Below are 16,035 nucleotides of genomic sequence, written 5' to 3' on the forward strand. Positions count from 1 at the left end.
AGGTAGAGAATTATTACTAGTAAGCCTCTTTATGAGATATGTTTTCTATATGTAAAGAAAGTATAAAATTTAAAAAAGTGAGAACAGTGTCGGCTTCGTTCATGTTCGTTACACGTTGATCTGTAAGGATCCTACATTCGTACGACGCAAGTAAGAAAAGGTAGCTATTAGACATAGATGAACGAAATTGTTAAAGAGATCGGAGAGAGTGCAGATGGATAAACGAATTTTAGTTGTTGACGATGAAAAGCCAATTGCAGATATTTTGAAATTTAATTTAGAGAAGGAAGGGTTTGACGTTCTTTGTGCTTATGATGGATTAGAAGCGATTAAGCTTGTAAAAGAAGAGAATCCTGATTTGATTTTGTTAGATATTATGCTCCCATATAAGGACGGAATGGACGTATGTCGTGAGGTGCGGAAGGATTATGATATTCCGATCATCATGTTGACGGCAAAGGATTCAGAAATTGATAAGGTGCTTGGCTTGGAGCTTGGAGCAGATGATTATGTGACAAAGCCATTTAGTACGAGAGAGCTGCTTGCACGTGTGAAGGCTAACCTACGCCGGCACAAGTCAAATGAGGAGACGCCAGCACATAAGGAAATGTCGATTGGCGAGCTGTCGATCTACCCAGATTCTTATTTAGTGAAGAGGCGCGGTGAGACGATTGATTTAACGCATCGTGAATTTGAATTGATTCATTATTTAGCGAAGCATCTTGATCAAGTGATGACTCGGGAGCATTTACTACAAGCCGTGTGGGGGTATGATTACTTTGGAGATGTTCGTACAGTGGATGTAACGGTTCGCCGCTTACGGGAAAAGGTTGAGGATAATCCAAGCTACCCTGTTTGGATTATGACAAGACGTGGTGTTGGCTATTACCTCGCTTCTCCATCAGAGGAGCAATCGTAAATGAATGAGAAGGTCGGCTTTTTTAAGTCAATCCAGTTTAAGCTCATTATTATTTACGTCTTAATTATTTTCGTTGCTATGCAAGTAGTAGGTGTCTATTTCACCAATCAGCTTGAAAGTCAAATGCTAGAAAATTATTATGAGATGCTAGATGAACGCGCTAATTTACTTGCATACAATATTGCGCAGGAAATAGAAAGTCAGCATGAGGAGCGATCAGAGCTTATTTCCAATATTAATGTACTGCTCCGTGATATTTTTTCGATTGAACATGCCGAAGTGCAAGTCATTGATCAAAACAAGGTTGTTATAAGTACATCCAATTTAGCTAATCGACAAATTGTCGGACAGCAGACCACAGAGGTTCGTGTAAAGCGCGCTTTACTTGGAACACCAGATGAAGCCTTGCTTCGTGATCCTAGCAACGGACAGCGTGTTCGAGTATTTACTGTACCAATTAACATCGAAGAGGATACGGTTGGCGCTCTTTATATTGAAGCGTCCATTGAAGAGATTTATGATCAAACACGACAAATTACGACGATTCTCATTAGTGGTGTGTTCATTGCAACGATTATCTCGATTATTTTATTCATTTTATTAGCACGAACGATTACCGCACCGATTATTGATATGCGAAAGCAAGCCCTCCGTATGGGGCGTGGTGATTTTACGAATCAGGTTTCCGTTTATAGTGGCGATGAAATTGGTCAGCTGGCGATGTCCTTTAATGATCTAACAATGAAGCTACGTGATGCGACCGTTACTCGTGATCGTGAGCAGAAGCGTCTTAAATCGGTTTTAACACATATGACAGATGGGGTGATGTCGACCGATCAAGATGGGAACATTATTTTAATGAATAAGCGTGCTGAGGAGCTGTTGTCAGTTACAAGTGAGCAGGCTGTAGGGAAATCGATTGTCGAACTTCTCCATTTAGAGGAACAAACCGTTGAGGACTTATATGAGCAGGCGGATTCGATCTTGCTTGATTTTAGTTACGATGAGGAAGCGTTTTTGTTAGAGGCTAATTTTTCGGTTATTCAAGAGGAAAGTGGTCCTGTCAATGGCTTAATTATTGTTTTACATGATGTAACAGAGGAAGAAAAGATCGAACAGGATCGACGTGAGTTTGTAGCAAATGTGTCTCATGAGCTACGAACGCCATTAACAACCATGAAAAGCTATTTGGAGGCATTAGAGGATGGTGCGTTGGCAGATCCAGAGATTGCCCCGCGTTTCTTACATGTGACTCAAAATGAAACCGATCGAATGATTCGACTCGTGAAGGATCTACTGCAGCTTTCGAAAATTGATAGTGATGATTATCAGTTGAATCTAGAGACTGTTGAAATAAATCGATATTTGGATGAGACGATTGAACGCTTTGAAATGATTGCGTCAAATAAGAACATTGACTTTCATCGAAAGCTGAATAAAAAGTCAATTTATGCGGACATTGATCGTGATAAAATGACACAGGTATTAGATAATATTATATCGAATGCGATGAAGTATTCACCTGAGGGCGGGACAGTAAAAATCCGCTTGTTACTGCAAGGAAAGAATATTCGAATGAGTATTTCTGACCAAGGAATGGGTATTCCCCGGGAAAGTCAGACAAAAATCTTTGAACGCTTCTATCGTGTCGATAAAGCACGAGCAAGGAGTGTTGGTGGCACAGGGCTTGGATTAGCCATTGCTAAAGAGCTCATTCAAGCGCATGGTGGACACATTTGGGCGCAGAGTGAGTACGGGAAAGGGACGACGATATTTATTACTTTGCCTTATGCTAGTAAGGGGGCAAAATCATGAATAAGGAGCATATGAAATCCGCCATATTAATTATTCTTATTGGTATGAGTGTGATTTTATCTTGGAGTTTGTATACGTATCAGCCTGACATTGCGCTACTAGATGTGTCATCACGTTATGTATCAAATGAACTGATTGGAGAAGAGCGGAGCTTACAGGAAGTGATTCGACCTGATCAAATCGTTGTACATGCTGATGGTGAGAAAGCGATGATCCCGCGAGACCGTGAGGATTTTTATGAGCTATTAGAAAAGCTGGGACAGGCTAATTATGAGGCCGATCACGTATTTATGACGGAGCCGTATCCTCTTATTACAGAACGGGGGGGAATTGAGCTCGTATTTCCTACCTCGATACCAGCGGAACTATTTTTCACGATGTTAACATTAGAGGATGACTATCAAACACCTATTTCGGAAATTGATCGTGTCTATCTTTATATTCATGATGTACACGATCAAGTGTATATGCAATATTATTCAAGTGATGAGCGCAGAGTCGGCTCATTGAAATCGAATTTATCGGTTGGTGAATTTGAGCGATTATTTATTCAAAATCGTGATGAATACGTCACAGTACGTTCTTTAGAGGAGGAGCGAGCACAGTCGTCACTCATGACTGAGCATGTGTATGTGACGACTGAGCCAATGATTGTTGATACGCTGTCTTATGGAGCGTCACCGATTTCGATTGATTTATTTAGACAATCGTTATTTACCGATCCGAGTGCGGTGAAGTATTATCAGCAGTCAGACGGTGAGGATTCGTATACGGACGGAAATCGAATGATTAACCTTCGTCATAATGGCACGTTTATGGAGTATGGCAATCCGATGTTCTCTGAGGTTCAGGAGCTGTCGAAGCATGTAACTCAAGCCGGATATGAATTTATTAATGGGCATGGCGGCTGGACAGATGATTATATACTCAGCAATTGGATGAATCTAAATAATCGAGAAGAGGTTGAGTTCCGTTTACATATGAACGGTCTCCCTGTATTTAGTATTGATGGCAAAGATCTAATGAAGCTGTCAGTAATGAGGTCCGGGAATCAAATAGTTGCTTACTCTAGGCCATTATTTGACCTTGATTTAGTACCATTAAATACGACACAAAGAGTTGAGCTGCCTTCTGGTGAGGATGTCGTTCGCTCGTTACAGCAGGATGATTACTATGAACGGCAACGAATCGTAAAGGTGAGCCTCGGCTATGAAATGGAAATGCGAAACCCAACATTTGTTACGTTGGAGCCACATTGGTATGTGTTATACGGCAATCGTTGGCAACGAATTGAGGCAAGCCAGGTCGAGGCAGTAAGCCAAGAGCAAACTGTTGATGAAGAGGAAGGAGCAGATGACGACGATGGATTGGAATCGAACTAAAACGATTTTCATAGTGACGTTTCTGCTCCTGAATGTGTACTTAACATGGCAGCTCGTTGAAACGAATAATGCGAATCAAATGAGCTTAATTAAAGAAGTGACGATTCAAGAAATGCTTATTGAAAACAATGTCACCATTGATGTTGAGCTTCCTGAAGTTGAAATCTTAAGCCCATTAATCGTTGGAAAACACGTTCCATTTGAAGAGGGTGAACTCGTCACAAATGGTCAATTAATTGAAATGGAAGAGGATCATGCAATTCAATCGATTTTAGAGGAGCCTTTCTTCCTGTCAGAGGAGCAGTTTTTTGAGGATTTAATTCAGTTCTTATCGTCTTATGTGTATAAAGGTATGGATTATCGCTTTGGTGGGTATGAATTGGAGACTCAATCATTATATTTATACCAGGCTTACGAAGATTACACAGCCTATACATTCGATGATGAGCCGTTAAGGTTGTATTTAAATGATGATCGTGAAGTGGTATCATATGAACAGCGTTACTTTGAATTTGAAGAACAGCAGGATAATGAACCGGAGATGCTGTCGAGCTTAAAGGCGATTGAAAAGCTGTGGAGTGATCAGCTAATTGGAATGAACGATACGATTACAGATGTTCAGTTTGGCTATTATAGCTTTTTTAGTCCAGCTGGTGACGTTCAAGTGTTTGCCCCAATGTGGAGAGTAACGGTTGAAGAGGAAATCTATTTAGTTCATGCGATTAATAGCTCCGTACAGCATTTGACGTAATAGAGGGGTACAAAAGGAGAAAGGAAGATTGGATGACATTACGCTTTAGTGTTTTAGCTAGTGGTAGTACAGGCAATGCTGTTTATGTGGAAACTGAAACAGAGCGCCTGTTAATTGATGCTGGCTTAAGTGGCAAAAAAATGGACGAGCTCTTTACGAAAATAGGGCGTGATCCAAAGGAATTGAACGGAATTGTTGTGAGTCATGAGCATAGTGATCATATAAAAGGGGTCGGGATTTTCGCGAGAAAGCATAAGCTCCCAATCTATGCAAACGAAAAAACATGGCAGGCAATGGATTCGCAGCTTGGCCAAATCGCAACAGAGCAGAAATTCATCTTCAAAACAGGCGAAGTGAAGAGCTTCGGTGATCTTGATGTCGAGTCATTTGCGGTGTCGCATGATGCAGCTGAGCCGATGTTCTTTGCCTTTCATCATGGTGGCAAGAAGCTTGTGCTTGCAACAGATATGGGCTATGTAAGTGAACGCATTAAAGGAACCATTGAAGGCGCAGATATGTTTATCTTTGAATCAAATCATGATATGAATATGCTGCGAATGGGTAAGTATCCGTGGAGTGTGAAGAGACGTATATTAAGTGATGTTGGTCACATATCCAATGAGGATGCGGCACTTGCCTTATCTGATGTCATACGCGATAATACGAAGCGCATTTACCTTGCGCACTTAAGCTTAGATAACAATATGAAGGATTTAGCTCGTCTTTCGGTCGAGCAAGTGTTAAAGGAGCAAGGAATGGCGGTTGGCGAGCAATTTGAGCTTTACGATACCGATCCGCTGAAGCCGACGCCGCTTGCGGTTGTTTCATAGATGGAGTTTAATGGGGGAGGACGATGTCCTTCCTCTGATTGATAATAGCTTCTTATGTGCCTGATACGAGAATAACTTGTATCAGGCGTTTTATATATGATGTAAAGGAAAATAGATGGATACAGAGAGTGTTCATCCAACTTGTGACACGAGAAAATATGGATTCGGATTCGTCATTCCTCTAAAACAAAGAATATGCCTGATATGAGAATAGAGAGGAATCCTTATGTCGTTAATTGGTTATAAGGCAAGAGGATTGAAGTTGAAATCGCTAAATAAAGGAACGGGAATTCCGAAAAGTGTTAAAAAGTGACGTTATGGAGCAAATAGCGGAATGACGATCCACTTGATACGGTGTCTGTATCTATCCAGTCACACAATGACTCATATTTATATGGTAAATATGAAACAATCGTCAAAAATATCCTAAAAGTAAGCGAAGTTCTAGTATTTTATTCACACCTCCTTATAATAATAAGTATAAGGTGTTTTTTGTATAAAGCAGGTGAGACTGCTATAGAATTAATAGAATAAAGTCGAAAGGGGTTAGTTGATTATGGGGTATTATGATGATCACGTAACGGAGATGCAACGCCAAAAGTCTCCAGCACCTAAGCGGGGCAATTCGTTGCTGATGGCCTTTTTTGGTGCGGTCGTCGGTGGACTTATTGTCTTATTAGCAATTCCAACTCTAGCGAATTTCGGATATCTTTCATTCCTAGACTCGAATGATGAACAATTGGGATTAATAGAGAGTGGAGAGCAAGCTGAGGATTCGTTACGTACCGTTAATGTGGATGTTAATTCAGATGTGACGAATGCGGTTGACAAGGTGTCAGATGCGGTCGTCGGTATTATCGTTGATACGAGACAGGCAAGCTTCTTTGAGCAAGAATCGACTGAGGAGGGCACGGGCTCAGGGGTCATTTATAAGCAAGCAGGAGATCGAGCCTTTGTCGTGACTAACCATCATGTAATAGAAAATGCACGAGAAATTGAAGTGAGCTTAACGGATGGCACGCGAGTCCCAGCAGAGCTATTAGGAAGTGACGTCATAACCGATCTAGCCGTCCTTGAAATAGATGGGAGCGACGTGGATACCGTTGCTGAATTTGGTGATTCGCGCTTGCTTCGTGTCGGTGAACCGGCGATTGCGATTGGAAACCCACTCGGGCTCCGATTCTCTAGTACGGTCACACAAGGGATTATTAGTGCAACGGAACGAAGCATTCCGGTTGATCTAACTGGAAATCGTCAAGTAGATTGGTATGCGGAGGTCATGCAAACCGATGCAGCGATTAATCCTGGTAACAGTGGTGGAGCTCTAATTAATATTGAAGGTCAAGTGATTGGGATTAATTCGATGAAAATTGCCCAAAGTGCCGTAGAAGGGATTGGCTTTGCAATCCCGACAGAAATAGCGATTCCGGTTATTGAGGATTTGGAGCGATTAGGAGAAGTGCAACGTCCACAAATGGGTGTCGGTATTCGCTCATTAAGCGAAATTGCAAGCTATCATTGGGAGGAAACATTGAACCTACCAGAAAGCGTGAAAGCTGGAGTCGTCATTACGAGCATTTCACCAGGAAGCCCAGCTGATCGAGCAGACTTCCAGGAATATGACGTAATCGTTGAAATCGAAGGTGCAGAAATCAATGACGGTCATGATCTCCGTAAGTATTTATACACAGAAACAAACATCGGAGAAGAAATTGTCGTCACGATTTACCGAGACGGCCAACGTCGAGAAGTCAATGTACAGCTTAGCGAACAGCAAAGCTTTTAATCATAGATAAGAGAAGCTATTTATGAGAGGTGATCCTCTTGTGGATAGCTTTTCTTTTTGGAAGGAAGTTTGGATTTAAGGAAGAGCAGTGGGCTCGCTTGATGAATTCATCAAAGTCCAAATCGCTTCGAGGTTCAATAAATAGTATTCATCCACAAGCGAATTGTGGGTATGATATAATGAAAAAATGTGAAAGGATGTTGTCAAAATGTATTACGCGTGTGAAGAGCATATTGAACTAGCACTAGATATAGTAGTCGATGAAACAGAGCATCCGCCAATCGTCGACAAAATCGAACAGAGCCAAAAACTGTCCACAACATGTAGTTTCTGCAAAAACGAACCGGTTTACACGATAAAATAAGTAAATCCACATGTTGATATGTGGATAAAACCTGTGGATAAACAATAAAAAGGTTGTGAACAATGTGAATATCTCGATTATCACGGTCGGGAAGCTTAAAGAAAAATATTTAAAGCAAGGGATCGCCGAATATGAAAAACGCCTAGGCGCCTACGCAAAAATAGAGATCATCGAAGTCCCTGACGAAAAAGCACCCGAACAATTAAGCGAAACCGAAATGCAGCAGGTCAAACAAAAAGAAGGCGAACGCATCCTAGCCAAGCTCCACCCAGACGCCCACGTCATCGCCCTCGCCATCGAAGGCAAGATGCTCACATCTGAACAACTCGCCGAAAACCTTGACAAGCTTGCGACCTATGGCAAAAGCAAGATCACCTTCATCATCGGCGGATCGCTTGGATTGAGTGATGAAGTCATGAAACGCGCGAATGAAGCGCTATCATTTTCGAAGATGACGTTTCCGCATCAGTTGATGAGGTTGGTGTTGGTGGAACAGGTATATCGGGCGTTTCGGATAGTGCGGGGGGAACCGTACCATAAGTAAATGAGGCTTTTGGTTTAATGTTGTATTTGATAATTTAAAATTGAGCCACTTTTCAGCGGAAAGCAACGCGGATTTACACTAGTGTTGCATTAATTAAATTCCAATATTAAAAACACCCAAACTCTTCACTCTTTTAGTTTTGCACAGCTGCAGGAAATCGAAAGTCTTCATGCACTAAGTGATTGCCCTTTTTGATGATCAAGTTCAAAATGGTATCGACCTTGATTCAATTAGTATTTCTCAGCTATCACGCCTATTAAACAGCATGAATCCGGATATATTCCAAAGTCTCTTCTTTATTCCTCCTAATTGTTTGCATAGGTATAATATGGAAAGGCAATAAAGCTACAAAGAGCGGAACTTTCTCATATTTTAGTCTCTGGATAGTTTAATAAGAAACAGGCATATATGATACAATATTTTAAAGTCACGAAGAGAAAGAAGGGATACCGTTGGATTCTCATAAAATGACTCCCCCCAAACAAAACTCACAAGGAAGACCAAGGAGTAGTGATGTTGATAAACGTATAATTGATGCAACATTAACGTTACTCTCAGAAATTGGGGTTGAGAAAATAAGTATAGAATCTATTGCTGCGAAAGCAAAGGTAGGCAAGAGTTCGATCTATCGCAGGTGGAATAATAAAGATGATTTAATTATTGAAGCTCTCGGATACTTGAAACCTGAGATGAACATGCCTGCACATGGAGAGTTAGATCAAGTCTTATATGAACTATCGCAAAACTTTTCTAAGCAAATGAATAATCCTCTTGGTAAACAGATGCTTTCCTTGTTAATTTCAACCTTATCAAGTAATTCACAAATAGCCGAAACGTATTGGGAGAACCACTCTCTACCTAAAACGAAGGAAATTTCAAAGATTTTGCTAGAGTACTCTGGACAAGATCAATTACGCGATGATACAGATCTTGATCTTGTTTCCGAACTTTTAATCGGATTTATTATCTATCAACTCTTACTCAAGCCAACTACAAGGGATATGGAATCCAGCTTGAAGGCAGGTATTGATATGGTGTTAAACGGGATAAAAGCCAACTGATAAAATTTCTTGCTGTTAAGCAAGTTTTTTTATTGACAATATATTATACGATACAGTATCGTATCATATATAAAGATGAGGAGGCGTGATATATGGAGAATGCAAATAAAACGGTCATAATTACTGGAGGAAATACTGGATTAGGGTATGAAGCAGCTAGAGAAATAGCAATGAAAAAAAGAGATTAGCAAATTATTGTAGCTTCACGTAACAAAGAAAGGGTGGATGCCGCTGTAAGTGAATTGATCAAAGCTACGGGAAATCAACATATCACTGGAATGGTTGTAGATTTAGTATCTTTTTCATCTATTCATCATTTTGTCTCAGAGTTTAATCAAAGTGACTTCCCGCCGTTACATAGCATTATTTGTAATGCAGGAATTCAATTTTCTAAAACCGAAACGACGGTTGATGGGATTGAAGGTACATTTGGGATCAATCATCTTGGACATTTTCTACTAGTCAGATTACTTATTAACCAATTTCAAGAGCAAGGATCTGTCATTGTGGTAAGCAGTGATACGCATGACCCCAGTAAGAAAACAGGGATGCCAGCACCGAAATATTTTCACCCTAGTATACTGGCAGATCCGCAGAAATCTGATAAATCATTGGATATCCCCTCTTATATGAAAGGTCCGACACGGTATACGACTTCTAAGTTATGTAATCTGTATTTCAGCTATGAATTAACACGCCGCATTGAAAAAGCTAAACTTCCTATTACTGTAAAAGCGTTTAACCCTGGTTTTATGCCGGGAAAAGGATCAGGTTTAACTCGGGATTATAATTTTTTCGTCAAATTCATGTGGAATAATGTCTTTCCTTTAATGCGTTATTTTCATCCAGGTATTCGAACGACAAAACAATCAGGTAAGGATCTTGCCAATTTAACAGTGAATAATAGCTTCGCGGGGAAGAGTGGGAAGTATTGGGATGGTCTAAAAGAAATTCCATCATCTAAAGAATCATACAATAAAAACCGAGCGGAAGAATTATGGGACTGGAGTTCTAATGTTCTAGGATTAGAGAAACAAATATAGAAGTATGTTAGGCAGAATAAAGGTAGACGGTGAATAAATATAAACCAGTCCTATTCTATTTTCAGAAATAAGCTAATATCGCCTATCTAATAGACTTTCTCGTAACTCTTTCGTTCACTAAATAAATGAAAAAAGAATCCGTTTCTAATAAGGTTAAAAGCTAAGGATAAAAGTAATTCTGCATAAATAAAGAAGTATTAAAAGGCTAATACAAAATGAAGGAGACCGTCCATGTGATTTAGACGGTCTTCTTTTAATATTCTTAAACGTGTACTTCACTCATCAATGCATGCGTATTATCTTCTGTATCTTTAAAAAATACCATCCATGTTTCTGTTTGTCCTATTTTTGCTACCACATGTGGTTCATCGATAAAACTAACTCCTTTACCTACTAAGCGCTCATAAGTTTCTTTAATATTAGTGACTTGAAAATAAATAACCGAACTTGAATGAGCGAATTCCTCTTTTTCTGGTAGTGTTAACATTAGGCGTAAACCATTACATTCAAAGAAGGCCATACTGACAGTGTTAAAAAGAAGGGAGAGACCCATTTTTTCTTTATAAAAATGTAATGCTCTATTCAAGTCTTTAACAGGTACACCAATCTGTCCAACTTTTTGAACCATTGTCGTTTCCATAATCCATTTCTCCTTTCAAATATCTATTTCATATAATCATATATCATTTCCTTCCCTTCCCAGTACGATCCGTCCTTTACTTCACGTAAGAATTTTTATTAGTTGTGATAATCTAATTAGTCCATCTTTTAATTGCTCTAATGAGGCAAAAGAGTAAGATAACCGAAGATGATTTAAATCGCTTTTATCATATATAATTCCCGGATTTAATAGGATATGTTCTCTGAGTGCTAAATCAAATAGTTTCTTAGTTGAGATATTAGATTTGAGCCTAAGCCATATATAAAATCCACCTTTCGGAAGACTCCAAGTGGCAATTTCTAAAAAAAAATCGTTTAAGAGTTGAATGGTAAAATCTCTTCTAGACTTTAACTCCGCTCTTATTTCCTTTAAGAAACTAGTGTATAAGCCACTAGCCAACCATTTTTCTACAGTATATTGTGATAAAGAGCTTGAACCATAATCTGTTTGCATTTTTATATCTGCTAAACGATCGATGACGGGTTCAGGGCCAACAATCCAACCTATTCGTAGTCCGGGACTTAGTGTCTTCGATATGCTCCCTATATATAAGACATTCCCTTGAGTATCTTTTGCTTTTAATGGATTGACTGGAGGACTTTCAATCCACAAGTCACCATAAACGTCATCCTCGATAATAGGCAAAGATAATTTTTGGCAGGCATTTAATAGTTTAGAGCGTCTCCCTTCAGTCATTAATGTACCAGTTGGATTTTGGAAATTAGGAATTGTGTAAAGTAAAGTAGCATTATGCTGTCGCTTTAAATGTTCAATATCATCAACTCTAATTCCTTCTTGCTCCAATGGTATACCTAATAAATTCATTCCTGCAGATTGGAAAACATGTACAGAGTTTAAATACGAAGGTGTTTCATGAAGGATGGTTGATCCTCTTTCTAACAATCCAATGGAAATTAACTGGAGGGCTTGGAGCCCTCCAGAGACAATTAAAATGGATTCCGGAGATGCTACAATTCCTTTAAGCTTTAGATAGTCACTAACCGTTTTACGTAAGGATAAAAGCCCTTTTGGTTCGACATAGCCTAAAGACAAGGCCTCATTACCTGTCCGTAAAATTTCCTTCATTTTATCATTCGGCAATAGATTTGGAGATAATTCACCAGTTCCTAATCTTATAAATTCTGGTTGTGCTTCAGCCCTGTTGATTTCTTGAATAATAGTAAGGTTTGGTTTATATATACCTGAAGAAACATAACTTTTCCAATCAGGAGGAGGTGTGGAAGTTAGTAAACTCCAAGTATTATTTATTACCCATGTACCATTACCGACTTTCGTTTCTAATAACCCATCCGCAATCAAACCATCAAGAGCGTACACCACTGTACTTCGATTTACCTGAAACTGTTTAGCCAGCTCCCTTTGGGTGGGGATTTTCGTTCCTACTGTCCATTCTCCATGCATTATTTTTCTTTTTAAGTAATTATATATTTGTAAATGTAGAGGCACTGAAGAACTTTTTTGTGGTTTCCACTTCATTTCTTTCATTAGATAACCCTCAATCTTTCTTGTTTACTTATATACTAGCAAATTGGTTGGGTGCTTTTCCATCCAATTGGTTGAAGACACAATAAAATACATTAGGTATCCTAGAAATTACATTCGGGGGTGAAAAAAATTGCAGGCTCTTATTCACGGAATAATTTTGTCGTTTGGCTTAATCTTACCTTTAGGGGTTCAAAATGTATTTATTTTCAACCAAGGGGCAACACATAAGAAATTCATACATGCTTGTCCCGCTATTATTACAGCAGGGATTTGTGATACAATACTTATCTTTCTGGCTGTAACAGGAGTATCAGTGGTTGTATTAAATTTTGAGTGGTTAACAATTTTGCTATTTATATTTGGATTTATCTTTTTAATCTATATGGGGGTTGTGATGTGGAGGAGTAATCCAGTAGCCAATGACAATATCGAAAATCAAAATCGTTTTTCTGCGAGAAGACAGATCACATTTGCTGCTTCAGTTTCATTACTTAATCCTCATGCGATTATTGACACTATTGGTGTCATTGGAACGAGTTCTCTCACTTACACAGGTCATGACAAATTGATCTTTGCCATCGCATGTATTGTCGTTTCTTGGATTTGGTTTTTCTTTTTGGCCATTTTAGGTCGGAAGATTGGACAACTTGGAAACAGCCGAATGCTGTTAAAAAAAATGAATCAGATTTCAGCAATAATAATTTTGGGAATGGCATTATACTTAGGATTTAATTTGTATGCATATCTTTAGTAGAAAAACAACGTTAAATGGAAATTGGTCCAAACCGTTGTGCGGAAGAAGATGGTATATTAAAGTTCTGGATAAAAAAAGGGTAAAAAAGAATGTATCAGCATTGAAAATTTGGATAGACCTCTTATAAAAAAAAGCGACATTGGGATGGTTATCGAATTAGCTAGTCACAGGAACATGTTGTAGAAATATCAGAACCGATTAAAGGTAGAAAAGTGAGCTAATGTCTCCTTCAGCATCAGCTCTCCCTCCCCACCGGAAATGACTCACAAGACAAAAGAAAGTTAAATATCCATATCCACTTTCCTCCCTGAGTAAAAAGCCAATTGCGGGTTCAACGGATTTTCTTTTGCTGTACGTACGCTGGGAACTAGTCTATAAACAAGTGTATGACTGCCTAGTGAGGAGCGGTATTTCTCAATATGAGCTTGTGATAGGCTGTTATGATAGTATCCTGGTACATACTTATCGAGTATCGCTTGCATGGCTGCTGTTGCTTCATTCAAATCCGTTACTACTTCGAGTACGCCAAACAGCATCACACTAAAATAAGCAGTATCAGTCTTGGCTGGTATAGGACTTACCATCGTTCCATAATCTTCAGATACTGTGAAACAACAGTTGGGGTTGGAATGAATCAAATCTATTTTCCTCCCATGTGCAGCTCCATGAAAATATACGGCCTCCTTCATCATGACAAAATTCAAAGGTACAACATAAGGAACCTCTCCACCCGTTAATCCAAGGTATCCTGTCCGTGTCTCGCTTAAAAACTGTTCAATACGCTTATCATCCTTACATTCTAATTTTTCTTGGCGGATTTTATTCATTTTCCATCCCCACTCTCTTTTTAAATGATAAAATGATTTTAAACAATTTCTGTACACAGGAAAAGTGCCAGAATTGAAAAGTTTGATAGGGACAGATGGAGGATTGAATGTGGAATTGACCCCATTTTTACAAAAGGATTTAAAAGATCCATTATACAGTCAGTTGTATAATTGGATTAAGAAGGAAATTGAAGAAAGCAGACTTTTACCAGGAATGAAGATGCCATCCATTCGCCAGCTAACGCTTCATTTAAAGGTTAGTCGAAACACGGTTGAGGCTGCCTATCAGCAGTTACAATCAGAGGGATATCTCGAAAGTGTCCCTAGAAGTGGAATATGGGTAGCAGAGATCGAGAAACCTTTTTTGCATCCGATTGCGAAGGAGCATCCTATTAATTTGGAATGTAAGCCGCCAAGCAAGGCTCTTGTTGATTTTGAATATGGGAATGTTGATATTGAGAAATTTCCTTTAAAACAATGGAAGAAATGTCTGACAGATGCAATTGATCAAGAGAGCAGCTGGTTATGTCAGTACAGTGATGGAATGGGAGAACTGGCACTACGACAGGAGATTTCAAATTATTTACTGCAATCAAGGGGTGTGCGATCTACACCAGAGCAAATTTTGATTACGGCTGGAACACAGGCCTCCACGACGCAGATTTGCCAACTTTTAGCACTACGAGAAGAAACCTTGGCAATGGAGGAACCAGGTTACACGGGTGTGCGATCGGTTTTTGAAGATCAGGGATGCCATATTGAACCAATACCTCTTGAAAAGGACGGATTGTCAATGGAATATCTTCAAAGGAGTAAGGCAACTGCCGTATACGTAACGCCTTCTCACCAATTTCCACTTGGCATGGTTCTGTCCATTTCAAAAAGAATGCAAATGTTAAAATGGGCGTATCAAACGGGAGGATACATTATCGAGGATGATTATGACGGGGAGTTTCGATATCAGGGTCAGCCGATCCCTTCGCTAAAATCTCTGGATAAAGGGGAAAGAGTTATTTATTTAGGTACATTCTCTAAATCATTTCTTCCGTCCGTTCGATTAAGTTATATTGTACTTCCACCTTCTTTAATGGTTCAATATTCACGGAAGTTCGCCGTTTATAATCAATCTGTCTCTCCTATTATTCAATGGGCAATAGCCTTGTTCATGCAATCTGGAGAATTCGAAAGGCATATTAGAAGAATGCGCAAGCTGTACCAAAGAAAGCACCAGGCTTTGCTAAGGAGCATTGAACACTATATGGGCACTCAAGCAAAAATCGTAGGAGAAAAGTCTGGCCTACATATTTTATTGAAACTAAAAGGGATAACAGCCTTAGAGCTGATTGAAAGGGGTCTCAAGAAGGGTGTCAACGTTTATTCCCCGGTAAAGTTTTGGCTTCATCCACCCCCTGATGCTCATTCCTATATCATGTTGGGATTTGGTGGTTTATCAATTGATGAAATTGAAAATGGAGTCAGGTTGCTAGCTAGCTGCCTTCCGGGAATGGAAGAACGGTAAGATTCATTTTTGTTGAATAGTGGGCCTAAATTAGTATTATAAAACCTCATTTAGATACTCTACGGCGAAACGGTACCATAAATAAAGCATAAGCAAGGAGTATCATTTGATTGAGAGGAGAATCCTTGAGGGAAATGCACAGATTCTCACAGCCATGGCCAACTTCGCAATAACAAGGCCTAGCAAGGTGAAGGCGAAACCAATGTAGAATGTGTGGAATGCTTCGTACAAGGTGCTATTATAAAGTCAATGTCGACAAGTCTTAGAATCGCA

General features: G+C 39.4%; 15 protein-coding genes and 1 pseudogene. 13 read left to right on the forward strand and 3 right to left on the reverse strand.

Translation table 11 applies throughout. The annotated features are described in order from the left end of the window. Window positions 1-214: 214 nt before the first annotated feature. From yycF to MW695_RS00250, 11 genes and pseudogenes are all read left to right on the forward strand, one after another. Window positions 215-919: a response regulator YycF gene (yycF, locus tag MW695_RS00200; RefSeq protein WP_247101399.1), complete on the forward strand. Its 705-nt coding sequence runs from the start codon at window positions 215-217 to the stop codon at window positions 917-919. Continuing rightward, window positions 920-2,734: a cell wall metabolism sensor histidine kinase WalK gene (walK, locus tag MW695_RS00205; protein ID WP_247101400.1), complete on the forward strand. Its 1,815-nt coding sequence runs from the start codon at window positions 920-922 to the stop codon at window positions 2,732-2,734. It abuts the gene before it with no gap. Beyond that, a complete protein-coding gene (locus MW695_RS00210) occupies window positions 2,731-4,116 on the forward strand; it encodes a YycH family regulatory protein (RefSeq protein ID WP_247101407.1) in 1,386 nt (461 codons plus the stop codon). The genes walK and MW695_RS00210 overlap by 4 nt, the downstream gene beginning before the upstream one ends. Next, on the forward strand, window positions 4,088-4,867 hold the full coding sequence (locus MW695_RS00215) for a two-component system regulatory protein YycI (RefSeq protein WP_247101409.1): 780 nt from the start codon (window positions 4,088-4,090) through the stop codon (window positions 4,865-4,867). Before MW695_RS00210 ends, MW695_RS00215 begins: the two co-directional genes overlap by 29 nt. Before the next feature lie 32 nt (window positions 4,868-4,899). After that, window positions 4,900-5,697, forward strand: coding sequence for an MBL fold metallo-hydrolase (locus MW695_RS00220; RefSeq protein ID WP_247101426.1), 798 nt, complete (start codon window positions 4,900-4,902; stop codon window positions 5,695-5,697). 556 nt (window positions 5,698-6,253) lie between these two features. Next, complete coding sequence (locus MW695_RS00225; protein WP_247101428.1) at window positions 6,254-7,483, forward strand: S1C family serine protease; 1,230 nt, start codon at window positions 6,254-6,256, stop codon at window positions 7,481-7,483. Window positions 7,484-7,691: 208 nt separating this feature from the next. Then, on the forward strand, window positions 7,692-7,847 hold the full coding sequence (locus tag MW695_RS00230) for a CxxH/CxxC protein (RefSeq protein ID WP_247101430.1): 156 nt from the start codon (window positions 7,692-7,694) through the stop codon (window positions 7,845-7,847). A gap of 64 nt (window positions 7,848-7,911) precedes the next feature. Next, a complete protein-coding gene (gene rlmH / locus MW695_RS00235; protein ID WP_247101432.1) occupies window positions 7,912-8,391 on the forward strand; it encodes a 23S rRNA (pseudouridine(1915)-N(3))-methyltransferase RlmH in 480 nt (159 codons plus the stop codon). A 138-nt stretch (window positions 8,392-8,529) separates the two neighbouring features. Then, a pseudogene (locus MW695_RS00240) lies at window positions 8,530-8,731 on the forward strand (IS4 family transposase); the annotation flags it as partial. A gap of 112 nt (window positions 8,732-8,843) precedes the next feature. After that, window positions 8,844-9,452, forward strand: a complete 609-nt coding sequence (locus MW695_RS00245) for a TetR/AcrR family transcriptional regulator (RefSeq protein ID WP_247101434.1) — start codon at window positions 8,844-8,846, stop codon at window positions 9,450-9,452. A 194-nt stretch (window positions 9,453-9,646) separates the two neighbouring features. Beyond that, complete coding sequence (locus tag MW695_RS00250) at window positions 9,647-10,495, forward strand: SDR family NAD(P)-dependent oxidoreductase (RefSeq protein ID WP_308446060.1); 849 nt, start codon at window positions 9,647-9,649, stop codon at window positions 10,493-10,495. Between the two features lie 262 nt (window positions 10,496-10,757). Here the strand turns inward: MW695_RS00250 and MW695_RS00255 are convergent, their stop codons facing one another. Both MW695_RS00255 and MW695_RS00260 read right to left on the reverse strand, forming a co-directional pair. Continuing rightward, window positions 10,758-11,135, reverse strand: a complete 378-nt coding sequence (locus MW695_RS00255; RefSeq protein ID WP_247101438.1) for a VOC family protein — start codon at window positions 11,133-11,135, stop codon at window positions 10,758-10,760. Window positions 11,136-11,216: 81 nt separating this feature from the next. Beyond that, on the reverse strand, window positions 11,217-12,662 hold the full coding sequence (locus tag MW695_RS00260; RefSeq protein WP_247101440.1) for an aminotransferase-like domain-containing protein: 1,446 nt from the start codon (window positions 12,660-12,662) through the stop codon (window positions 11,217-11,219). Between the two features lie 130 nt (window positions 12,663-12,792). Here MW695_RS00260 and MW695_RS00265 point away from each other — a divergent pair, with 130 nt between their 5' ends. Next, on the forward strand, window positions 12,793-13,413 hold the full coding sequence (locus tag MW695_RS00265; protein WP_247101443.1) for a LysE/ArgO family amino acid transporter: 621 nt from the start codon (window positions 12,793-12,795) through the stop codon (window positions 13,411-13,413). Between the two features lie 284 nt (window positions 13,414-13,697). On the opposite strand, the gene MW695_RS00270 is transcribed toward MW695_RS00265, so the two are convergent. Then, entirely contained in the window at window positions 13,698-14,243 is a 546-nt protein-coding gene (locus MW695_RS00270; RefSeq protein ID WP_247101445.1) for a pyridoxamine 5'-phosphate oxidase family protein, read from the reverse strand. Between the two features lie 64 nt (window positions 14,244-14,307). Here MW695_RS00270 and pdxR point away from each other — a divergent pair, with 64 nt between their 5' ends. Further along, window positions 14,308-15,762, forward strand: coding sequence for a MocR-like pyridoxine biosynthesis transcription factor PdxR (pdxR, locus tag MW695_RS00275; RefSeq protein WP_247101447.1), 1,455 nt, complete (start codon window positions 14,308-14,310; stop codon window positions 15,760-15,762). Window positions 15,763-16,035: the final 273 nt, after the last annotated feature.

It is taken from the genome of Halalkalibacter sp. APA_J-10(15), from assembly GCF_023017105.1.
In the GTDB taxonomy this organism is placed as follows: Bacteria; Bacillota; Bacilli; order Bacillales; family Bacillaceae_D; genus Halalkalibacter.

Excerpts from the sequence above, each read along its gene's own strand:
- MW695_RS00270 (WP_247101445.1), bottom strand. The coding sequence starts at position 14,243 with ATGAATAAAATCCGCCAAGAAAAATTAGAATGTAAGGATGATAAGCGT.
- MW695_RS00255 (WP_247101438.1), bottom strand. The coding sequence starts at position 11,135 with ATGGAAACGACAATGGTTCAAAAAGTTGGACAGATTGGTGTACCTGTT.
- MW695_RS00260 (WP_247101440.1), bottom strand. The coding sequence starts at position 12,662 with ATGAAAGAAATGAAGTGGAAACCACAAAAAAGTTCTTCAGTGCCTCTA.
- MW695_RS00215 (WP_247101409.1), top strand. The coding sequence starts at position 4,088 with ATGACGACGATGGATTGGAATCGAACTAAAACGATTTTCATAGTGACG.
- walK (WP_247101400.1), top strand. The coding sequence starts at position 920 with ATGAATGAGAAGGTCGGCTTTTTTAAGTCAATCCAGTTTAAGCTCATT.
- yycF (WP_247101399.1), top strand. The coding sequence starts at position 215 with ATGGATAAACGAATTTTAGTTGTTGACGATGAAAAGCCAATTGCAGAT.
- MW695_RS00210 (WP_247101407.1), top strand. The coding sequence starts at position 2,731 with ATGAATAAGGAGCATATGAAATCCGCCATATTAATTATTCTTATTGGT.
- MW695_RS00220 (WP_247101426.1), top strand. The coding sequence starts at position 4,900 with ATGACATTACGCTTTAGTGTTTTAGCTAGTGGTAGTACAGGCAATGCT.
- MW695_RS00230 (WP_247101430.1), top strand. The coding sequence starts at position 7,692 with ATGTATTACGCGTGTGAAGAGCATATTGAACTAGCACTAGATATAGTA.
- MW695_RS00225 (WP_247101428.1), top strand. The coding sequence starts at position 6,254 with ATGGGGTATTATGATGATCACGTAACGGAGATGCAACGCCAAAAGTCT.